This window comes from Thermus sp. FJN-A (assembly GCF_054655095.1).
This window is the reverse complement of sequence record NZ_BAAHSC010000164.1, coordinates 262,598-271,016: the sequence shown is the minus strand read 5'-3', so window position 1 is coordinate 271,016 and position 8,419 is coordinate 262,598. Positions and strand designations below refer to the sequence as shown.

The window sequence follows — 8,419 nt, the reverse complement described above, 5'->3', positions numbered from 1 at the left end:
AGATGGTGGGGGAGGTGTTGGACGTGATGCGGGACCTGGCGCGTGGGGGCATGACCATGCTGGTGGTGACCCACGAGATGGGGTTTGCCCGGGAGGTGGCGGACCGGGTGATCTTCATGGACGGGGGGCAGATCGTGGAGGAGGGGAGGCCGGGGGAGATCTTCACCGCCCCCAAGGAGGAGCGCACCCGGAGCTTCCTGCAACGGGTGCTCCACCACTAGCACCATGCCCGCACCCGAGGAAAAGGGCCCTTGGGAGGCGCTCCGGGCCCTCTTGGACCCCGAGGGAAAGCCCGGCAAGAGGCGGCAGGGCCTCTGGCTTTACGCCCTCTTCCTCCTCTTTCTCCAGGGGGTCTTCCTCCTCCTCCTGGCCCTGGCCCTTCCCCGGGCGGGGCATCCCCTTCTTCTCCTCCTGGCCCTGGGGGGGGCGGGGTGGCTTTTCCTCCAGGCCCTGAGGGGCCTTAAGGAGGGAGGCCCTCTAGGCCCCCTGCTGGCGGTGGGCTTGGGGGCGGCCCTCTTCTTCTTCCTGGGGGTGATGGGCCTCCTCCTGCGGCCCTTGGGCCTTGGCCTCCTTCCCCTGGGGCTATGGGGCTTCCTCCACCTGGTGCGGCGGGCGGAGGGGGCCCTCAAGGGGGAAGGCGGAGGGCCCGGGCCAGGTCCTTGAGGCGCACCCGGGCCAGGGCCTGCACCTCTTTAAGCCGTTCTCGCGCCCGGGCTCTCCCCAGGTCAAGGACCAGGGGGAGCTTTTCGTGGTCAAAGGTGCCGATGGGGAAGGGGGGGTCCAGGGCGATGACCAGGTCGGCTTCCCGCAAGGCCAGCTCCTTCAGGCGCCTGCGGCTCGCCTCTCCTGAGAGGAGGGCGGCTTCCAGGGCTGTCTTCGGCGGCTCCTGGGGCGGGGGGTTGGAGACGTCCACGGCCACCACCTTGGGGAAGAGGGCCTTGGCCGCCCGCACCGGCACCTTTTCCGCCACGTCCCCGTCCACCAAGAGCCTGCCCTGGAGGACCACCGGGGGAAAGAGGCCGGGGATGGCCATGCTGGCCAGGACCGCCTTCCACGCGGGCCCCTCCCTCAGGACCACCGCCTCGCCCGTGAGGAGGTCCGCCGCCTGAATGGCGAGGGGGATGGGGCTTTCCTCCAGCCGCGCCTCCCCCAAAAGGGCCCTAAGCCCCTCCGCCACCCGGGCCGTCTCCACCACGGCCGGACGCCTCAAGGCGGTGAAGAGCCGGGCCAAGGTCCTAAGGCTTCCCGCCCGCTGAAGCTCCGCCACCTCCCGGTCGAAGATGGCCTCGTGCACCTTCCAAGGGTCCTTGTGGCCAAAGGCAAAGCAGGCGGCGGCCAGAGCCCCCGCGGAGCTTCCCGCAAGGCCCCGGATGGGGACGCCCGCCTCCTCTAAGACGGCGAGCACCCCCAGGTGGGCGTACCCCCGAACGCCCCCTCCGCCTAGGGCCAGGGCGACGCCGCGCACATTCCCAGCATAAAATGCTCCCATGCGGCCGGACCTCTCCCGCATTCCCGGGGTTCTGGGGGAGATCGCGAGGAAGCGGGCTTTGGAGGTGGCCCCTTACCCCCTTCCCGAACCTCCCCCGGTGCCTTCCTTCAAGGAAGCCCTCCTCCTCCCGGGGCTTTCCGTGATCGCCGAGGTCAAGAAGCAAAGCCCCTCCGAGGGGGCCATCCGGGAGGTGGACCCGGCGGAGGCCGCCCGGGCCTACGGGCGGGGCGGGGCGAGGGCCATTAGCGTCCTCACCGAGCCTCACCACTTCGGGGGAAGCCTTTTGGACCTCAAGCGGGTGCGGAAGGCGGTGGCCCTCCCCCTCCTCCGCAAGGACTTCGTGGTGGACCCCTTCATGCTGGAGGAGGCCCGGGCCTTTGGGGCGAGCGCCGCCCTCCTCATCGTGGCCCTCCTGGGGGAGCTTACGGGAGTTTACCTGGAGGCGGCGAGGCGGCTTGGCCTCGAGGCCCTGGTGGAGGTGCACACCGAGCGGGAGCTGGAGGTGGCCCTCGAGGCGGGGGCGGAGGTCCTGGGGATCAACAACCGCGACCTGGCCACCCTGCGCATAGACCTGGCCACCGCCCCCCGCCTGGGCCGCTTGGCCAGGGCGCGGGGCTTCACCGGGGTCTTGGTGGCGGAGTCGGGTTACGGCCAAAAGGAGGAGCTCAAACCCCTGGAGGGCCTCTTTGACGCGGTCCTCGTGGGCACGAGCCTGATGCGGGCAAGGGACCTGGAAGCCGCCCTGCGGGAGCTTGTAGGATAGCCCCATGTGGCTCATCCCCGCCGTGGACCTGAAGGGGGGCCGGGCTGTGCGCCTTTACGAGGGGGACCCCGACCGCGAGACCGTGTACGGGGACCCGGTGGCCCTGGCCCTAAGGTGGCAGGAGGAGGGGGCAGGCCTCCTCCACCTGGTGGACCTGGACCGGGCCCTGGGGCGGGGAGACAACCGGGAGGCCATGGCCCGCATCGCCGCCGCCCTCCGCATCCCCTTCCAGGTGGGGGGCGGGATCCGCTCCCTGGAGGCCCTGGGGGAGGTTCTGGCCCTGGGGGCGAGCCGGGCGGTGGTGGGCACGGTGGCGGTGAGGGACCGGGGCCTCTTGGAGAGGATGCTGGCCCTGGTGGGGCCAGAGCGGCTGGCGGTGGCCTTGGACGCCAGGGGCCTCGAGGTGGTGGTCTCGGGCTGGCAGGAGGCCGCCCCCATCCCGGCCCTGGACCTTCTCAAGGCCTGGGGGGAGATGGGGGTGCGCACGGTCATCTACACCGATGTGCGCCGGGATGGGACCCTGAAGGGCCTGGACCTGGAGGTGGTGGCCCGGGTGCGGGAGGCCTGGCCCTTCACCCTCATCGCGGGGGGCGGCATCGCGGGCCCTGAGGACCTGCGGGGCTTGGAGCACCTGGGCGTGGAGGGGGCCCTTCTGGGCAAGGCCCTCTACGAGGGGCGGATCCGCCTCCGGGAGTGGGGGCAGGAAGGTATGCTATAGGGCATATGAAGCTCGCGCACTGGGTCTTCCTCCTGGTCACCCTGGCGGTGATGGGGGCGGGGCTTTACCTGTACCTCTCCCTCCCCTACCTCCAGGTGCCCACCCCGTGGGGCCCGTGGCCCCTCTACTTCCTCCTCCCCGGGGCCTATGCCCTGGGGTTCCTGGTGGGGGGGCTTTATGCCCTGGCCTTCTGGTGGGCGGGCTTGGCGGAGCGGCGCGCCCTCCTCAGGGAGGTGCGGCGGCTGCAAGGGGAGGTGAACGCCCTGAAGCGGGAACGCATAGAGGAGATCCCCAGGATCCCTGACCGGGAAGAGGCATGAGGGACCGGACGGTCTGGCGCTTTCTCCCCCTGCCCCCTCTGGCGGCGTGGCGGGGCCTCATGGAGACCTTCGGGGTGGGGCCGGAGGCCGCCTTGGTCTACTGGCACCGGGGGGTGAGGCTTAAGGAGGACCTGGACCCCCCCCTTCGCCTTCTTCCCCTAAAGGGCCTGGAGGAGGCAACGGTCCTTTTAGAAGAGGCCCTCCGCCTGGGGAAGCGGATCCGCGTCCACGGGGACTACGACGCCGATGGCCTCACGGGCACGGCCATCCTGGTGCGGGGGCTTTCCGCCCTGGGGGCTAGGGTCCACCCCTTCATCCCCCACCGGCTGGAGGAGGGCTACGGCGTCCTGATGGAGCGCGTGCCCGAGCACCTGGAGGCGGCCGACCTCTTCCTCACCGTGGACTGCGGCATCGCCAACCACGCGGAGCTTCGGGAACTGGTGGAAAACGGGGTGGAGGTCCTGGTCACCGACCACCATACCCCCAAGGACACCCCGCCCCCCGGCCTCGTGGTCCACCCCGCCTACACCCCGGGGCTCGAGGAGCACCCCACGGGGGCCGGGGTGGCCTTCCTCCTCCTCTGGGCCCTGCACCAGCGCCTGGGGCTCCCCCCGCCCCTGGAGTACGCCGACCTGGCGGCGGTGGGCACCATCGCCGACGTGGCCCCCCTCTGGGGCTGGAACCGGGCCCTGGTGCGGGAAGGCCTGGCCCGCATCCCCACCTCCTTCTGGGTAGGCCTTCGGCTCCTCGCCGAGGCCGTGGGCTACACGGGGAAGGCGGTGGAGGTGGCCTTCCGCATCGCCCCCCGCCTCAACGCGGCAAGCCGCCTGGGGGAGGCGGAGAAGGCCTTAAGGCTCCTCCTCACGGACAGCGAGGCGGAGGCCCGGGCCTTGGTGGAGGAGCTAAACCGCCTGAACGCCAGGCGGCAAACCATAGAAGAGGCCACGCTGAAGAGGCTCCTTCCCCAGGCGGACCCTGGGGCCAAGGCCATCGTCCTCCAGGACCCCGAGGGCCACCCCGGGGTGATGGGCATCGTGGCGAGCCGCCTCCTGGAGGCCACGCTTCGGCCCGTCTTCCTGGTGGCCCAGGGGAAGGGGACGGTGCGGAGCCTCCACCCCATCAGCGCCGTGGAGGCCTTAAGGAGCGCCGAGGACCTGCTCTTGCGCTACGGCGGCCACCGGGAGGCGGCGGGCTTCGCCCTGGAGGAGGCCCGCTTCCCCGAGTTCCGGAGGCGGATAGAGGCCTTCGCCGCCCGGTTTCCCGACCCCGTGCGGGAGGTGCCCCTCCTGGGGCCGTTCCCGCCCCCTGCCCTCCTCCCCGAGGTCCACGAGGGGCTTAAGGCCCTCGAGCCCTTCGGGGCGGGCAACCCCGAGCCCCTCTTCCTCCTCCAGGGAAGCCCGGAAGGGGCGAGGACCCTGGGCGAGAACAAGGGGCTCGCCTTCCGGCTCCAGGGGGTGCGGGTGGTGGCCTGGCGCATGGGGGAAAGGCCCCTTCCCCAGGCGGTGGAGGTGGCGGCCCTCCTGGTGGAGAACCGCTTCGGCGGCGAGGTGAGCTACGAGGCCCAGGTCCTGGACCTCCGGGAGCCCGGGGAGGTCCTGGCCGAGGCCCAGCCCTTCGCCTTTCCCCTCTCCCTGGGGGAGGCCCTGGCCCGGGCGAGGCTGGGGGAGGGCGTCTACGTCCCCCAGGAGAACGGGGAGGGGTTGGCCTACGCCAAGGAGCAGGGCTTCCGCCTCCTTCCCCCGGAGGAGGCTTCCCTTTGGCTTGGGCTTCCGCCCTACCCAATCCGCCCGGAGCGGGTGGAGGTGGCCTTGGGGAGGGAGGCCAGGAGGCGCCTTTTGGCCCCTTTGGCCCTTGCCACCCCCGAGGAAAGGCTTCGGGCCCACGTGGCCCAAAGGCTCCTCTTCGCCTACGAGAGGCGGCATCCGGGGCTTTTCAGCGAGGCCCTTTTGGCCTACTGGGAGGTGAACGGTGTACAAGCAGCCGCGGGAAGCCCATGAGGCGCGGATTTACACCCAAGCCTACCGGGTGTACGGGGTCATCTACCTGGTGCCCGGGGCCGGGACCGCCGACCTCCTCAACCAGGAAAAGGCCTACCTTCCCGTGACCGGGGCCCTTCTCTACACCGCAGGCTACCTCCACCCCCCTGAGGCCAAGGACCTCAAGGCGAGCACCGGTTTCCTGGCCCTGCGCAAGGAGCGCATCCAGTGGGCGGTGGGGGGAAGGCCTTCCGAGCCCCGGACCAGCCCCGCCCTTCTGGAGCGGAAGCGCCTGGCCTTCCTCTTTGGCGATTACCTCCTGGCGGGGGAGCTCCTGGTGCCCCGGGGGGTGCGGCTTTCCGACCACCTTTCCCAGGCCAAGCCCTTCCAGACCCTCCTCGAGGCCAAGCTCTACACCCTAACCCCCGGGCGGCCCATCGTGGAGCTTGCGCCCCAAGAGGCCTTCCCCTTCGTCACGGTGAACCTGCGCCTGGCCGAGGCCCCGGGGGAGGCCCAAGACCCCCGGCTCACCCTATTTGGCTGAGGGCCTCCTTAAGGCGGGCGGCCTGCTCCAGGTTCTCCCGCAGGCGGGCCTCCTCCGCCTCCACCACCTCCTTGGGGGCCTTCTCCCGGAACCCGGGGGCGGAGAGCTTCCGCTGGCTTTTCTCCGCCAGGGCCAAGAGCTCCTGCAGGCGCTTTTCCTGGCGCCTTCTCCATTCCCCCACGTCCAGGAGCCCCTCCAGGGGCATGCGCACCGTCACCTTGGGCATGGCCTTCACCAGGGCCCGCTCGGGGGTGGCGGGGAGGAGGTCGGCCCGGGCCAGGAAGCGGAAGGCCTCGAGGTTTTCCCAAACGGGCCCCGCCTCCCCCTCCAGGTGGACCCGCACCTCCTGGGCGAGGGGAATCCCGGCCTCCGCCTTCAGGGCCCTCACCGCCGTCACCGCCTGCCTCAGGGCCTCAAACCGGGCCTCGGCCTCCGGCTCCTGGGGGCCGGGCTCGGGCCAGGGCTCCCGGGCGAGCTCCTCCCTGCCGGTGAGGGCCTGGTAGAGCTCGCTGGTGAGGAAGGGCATCAGGGGATGGAGGAGCTTTAAGAGGACGGCGAGGGCCTCCTCAAGCGTTCTTAAGGTGTGGGCGTTCCCCGCTTTGAGGGCGGGCTTGGCGGCCTCCAGGTACCAGTCGCAAAACTCGCTCCAGACGAGCTCGTACACCTCCCGGGCCGCCTGGGCCAGGTCCAGGGCCTCGTAGAGGGTGGTGACCTCCTGGACCCCCCGGCTTAGGCGGCTTCGCATCCAGCGGTCCGCCAGGGTGGGGGTGTCCTCCTTGGCCTGGAAGCCTTCCCGGGAGAGGAGGACGAAGCGGGCGGCGTTGTAGAGCTTGTTGGCGAAGTTCCGGGCCATCTCCAGCCAGCGGAGGTCAAGCCTTATGTCCTGCCCCCCCGTGGCCAGGTATATGAGGGCGAAGCGGAGGGCGTCCGCCCCGTAACGCTCCACCATCTCCAAGGGGTCTATGACGTTCCCCTTGGACTTGGACATCTTCTGCCCCTTCTCGTCCAGGACCAGGCCGTGGAGGAGGACGGTTTTAAAGGGCCTTTCCCCCATGAAGTGGTAGCCCGAGACCTCCATGCGGGAAACCCAGAGGAAGAGGATGTCGTACCCCGAGACCAGGACGTCCCCGGGGTAGAAGGCCTTGAGGTCCTCCGTCTCCTCGGGCCAGCCCAGGGTGGAAAGGGGCCAAAGGGCCGAGGAGAACCAGGTGTCGAAGACGTCCTCGTCCCGCTTGAGGCGCGGGCTTCCGCAGGCCTCGCAGAAGGTGGGGTCCTCCAGGTACCGCTCCGGCTTGGGAACGTTCACCGCGTGGCAGTCCTGGCAGTACCAGGCGGGGATCTGGTGCCCCCACCAGAGCTGCCGGGAGATGTTCCAGTCCCGGACGTTCTCCAGCCAGTCCATGTTCACCTTCTTCCAGCGCTCGGGGACGAAGGCGATGTCCCCGCGCCGGAGGCCCCTTAGGACCTCCTCCGCCAGGGGCTTCATCTTGAGCCACCACTGGGGGAATTGAGCGTACTCAATGGGGGTGCCGCACCGGGAGCAGGTGGCGAGGGCGATGGTGTAGTCCTCCTCCCTCACCAGGTGCCCTGCCTCCCGGAAAAGCGCCACCGCCCGCTTCCTGGCCTCAAAGCGGTCCAGGCCCCGGAGGGCCTCGGGGACCCTCTCCCCCTCCATGCGGCCTTCCAGGTTGATGACGGAGACGGGCTTTAGGCCGTGGCGCTCCCCGATCTCGTAGTCCGTGGGGTCGTGGGCGGGGGTCACCTTGAGGGCCCCGGTGCCGAAGTCCTTCTCCACCGCGGGGTCGGCGAGGATGGGGATCCAGACCTCCGTGAGGGGGATCCGGGCCCTTTTGCCGATTAAGTGCCGGTAGCGCTCGTCCTCGGGGTGGACGGCGATGGCCTGGTCGGCGAAGACGGTCTCGGGGCGCACCGTGGCGATCTCTATGAAGCCACCCCCCTCCACCTGGTAGCGCAGGGTGTAGAGCTTGCCGGGGGTGGGTTCGGTTTCCACCTCCAGGTCGGAGAGGGTGGTCTCGCACCGGGGGCACCAGTTCACGAGCCTGGGGGCGCGGTAGGCTAGGCCCTCGTGGTAGTAGCGGCTGAAGGCGTAGCGCACCGCCCGGGAGCGCCGCTCGTCCATGGTGAAGGCCTCCCGGCTCCAGTCGGCGCTGGCCCCCAGGCGCTTAAGTTGCCTCAGGATCGTCCCCCCGGACTCCTCCTTCCACTGCCAGACCCTTTCCAAGAACTTCTCCCGCCCCAGGTGGTGCCGGGTCTTGCCCTCCTTGAGGAGGAGGCGCTCCACCACCACCTGGGTGGCGATGCCCGCGTGGTCGGTGCCGGGAAGCCACACCGCCTCAAAACCCCGCATGCGCTTGTAGCGGATGAGGGCGTCCTGGAGGGAGTTGTCCAGGGCGTGGCCCATGTGGAGGGAGCCGGTGACGTTCGGGGGTGGCATGAAGATGACGAAGGGGGGCTTGCCGCTCTTGGGGTCGGCCACGAAGGGGTTCGCGGCCCACTTCTCCGCCCACTTGGGTTCCACGGACTTGGGGTCGTAGGCCTTGGGTAGGTCCATGCTACCCTCCACTTTACCCAAAACCCCGCGGGCAAGC

General features: G+C 70.1%; 8 protein-coding genes and 1 pseudogene. 7 read left to right on the top strand and 2 right to left on the bottom strand.

Annotation, left to right across the window (positions count from 1 at the left end; all coding sequences use genetic code 11):
- A pseudogene (locus ACYQ0J_RS02970) lies at positions 1–221 on the top strand (peptide ABC transporter ATP-binding protein); the annotation flags it as partial.
- A gap of 4 nt (positions 222–225) precedes the next feature.
- Positions 226–663, top strand: a complete 438-nt coding sequence (locus ACYQ0J_RS02965) for a hypothetical protein (protein ID WP_460170685.1) — start codon at positions 226–228, stop codon at positions 661–663.
- Here ACYQ0J_RS02965 and ACYQ0J_RS02960 read toward each other — a convergent pair.
- A complete protein-coding gene (locus ACYQ0J_RS02960) occupies positions 626–1,465 on the bottom strand; it encodes a patatin-like phospholipase family protein (protein ID WP_460170684.1) in 840 nt (279 codons plus the stop codon). The genes ACYQ0J_RS02965 and ACYQ0J_RS02960 overlap by 38 nt on opposite strands.
- A gap of 22 nt (positions 1,466–1,487) precedes the next feature.
- Here ACYQ0J_RS02960 and trpC point away from each other — a divergent pair, with 22 nt between their 5' ends.
- Genes trpC through ACYQ0J_RS02935 form a run of 5 tightly spaced genes read left to right on the top strand, consistent with a single transcriptional unit; the run spans position 1,488 to position 5,810 of the window.
- Positions 1,488–2,252, top strand: coding sequence for an indole-3-glycerol phosphate synthase TrpC (trpC, locus tag ACYQ0J_RS02955; RefSeq protein ID WP_460170683.1), 765 nt, complete (start codon positions 1,488–1,490; stop codon positions 2,250–2,252).
- Between the two features lie 4 nt (positions 2,253–2,256).
- The gene (hisA, locus tag ACYQ0J_RS02950) at positions 2,257–2,970 is read left to right on the top strand and encodes a 1-(5-phosphoribosyl)-5-[(5-phosphoribosylamino)methylideneamino]imidazole-4-carboxamide isomerase (RefSeq protein ID WP_460170682.1); all 714 of its coding nucleotides are present in this window, start codon (positions 2,257–2,259) and stop codon (positions 2,968–2,970) included.
- Positions 2,971–2,975: 5 nt separating this feature from the next.
- Positions 2,976–3,290 carry a LapA family protein gene (locus tag ACYQ0J_RS02945; protein WP_460170681.1) on the top strand — a complete coding sequence of 105 codons (315 nt, stop codon included), beginning with the start codon at positions 2,976–2,978 and terminating at the stop codon, positions 3,288–3,290.
- On the top strand, positions 3,287–5,287 hold the full coding sequence (locus ACYQ0J_RS02940; RefSeq protein WP_460170680.1) for a single-stranded-DNA-specific exonuclease RecJ: 2,001 nt from the start codon (positions 3,287–3,289) through the stop codon (positions 5,285–5,287). The genes ACYQ0J_RS02945 and ACYQ0J_RS02940 overlap by 4 nt, the downstream gene beginning before the upstream one ends.
- A complete protein-coding gene (locus ACYQ0J_RS02935; protein WP_460170679.1) occupies positions 5,259–5,810 on the top strand; it encodes a DUF6812 domain-containing protein in 552 nt (183 codons plus the stop codon). The genes ACYQ0J_RS02940 and ACYQ0J_RS02935 overlap by 29 nt, the downstream gene beginning before the upstream one ends.
- On the opposite strand, the gene ACYQ0J_RS02930 is transcribed toward ACYQ0J_RS02935, so the two are convergent.
- The gene (locus ACYQ0J_RS02930) at positions 5,794–8,382 is read right to left on the bottom strand and encodes a valine--tRNA ligase (protein ID WP_460170678.1); all 2,589 of its coding nucleotides are present in this window, start codon (positions 8,380–8,382) and stop codon (positions 5,794–5,796) included. The two genes, ACYQ0J_RS02935 and ACYQ0J_RS02930, sit on opposite strands and share 17 nt — an antisense overlap.
- Positions 8,383–8,419: the final 37 nt, after the last annotated feature.

Coding starts and splice junctions, on each gene's coding strand:
- ACYQ0J_RS02965 (WP_460170685.1), top strand. CDS start 226: ATGCCCGCACCCGAGGAAAAGGGCCCTTGGGAGGCGCTCCGGGCCCTC.
- trpC (WP_460170683.1), top strand. CDS start 1,488: ATGCGGCCGGACCTCTCCCGCATTCCCGGGGTTCTGGGGGAGATCGCG.
- hisA (WP_460170682.1), top strand. CDS start 2,257: ATGTGGCTCATCCCCGCCGTGGACCTGAAGGGGGGCCGGGCTGTGCGC.
- ACYQ0J_RS02945 (WP_460170681.1), top strand. CDS start 2,976: ATGAAGCTCGCGCACTGGGTCTTCCTCCTGGTCACCCTGGCGGTGATG.
- ACYQ0J_RS02940 (WP_460170680.1), top strand. CDS start 3,287: ATGAGGGACCGGACGGTCTGGCGCTTTCTCCCCCTGCCCCCTCTGGCG.
- ACYQ0J_RS02930 (WP_460170678.1), bottom strand. CDS start 8,382: ATGGACCTACCCAAGGCCTACGACCCCAAGTCCGTGGAACCCAAGTGG.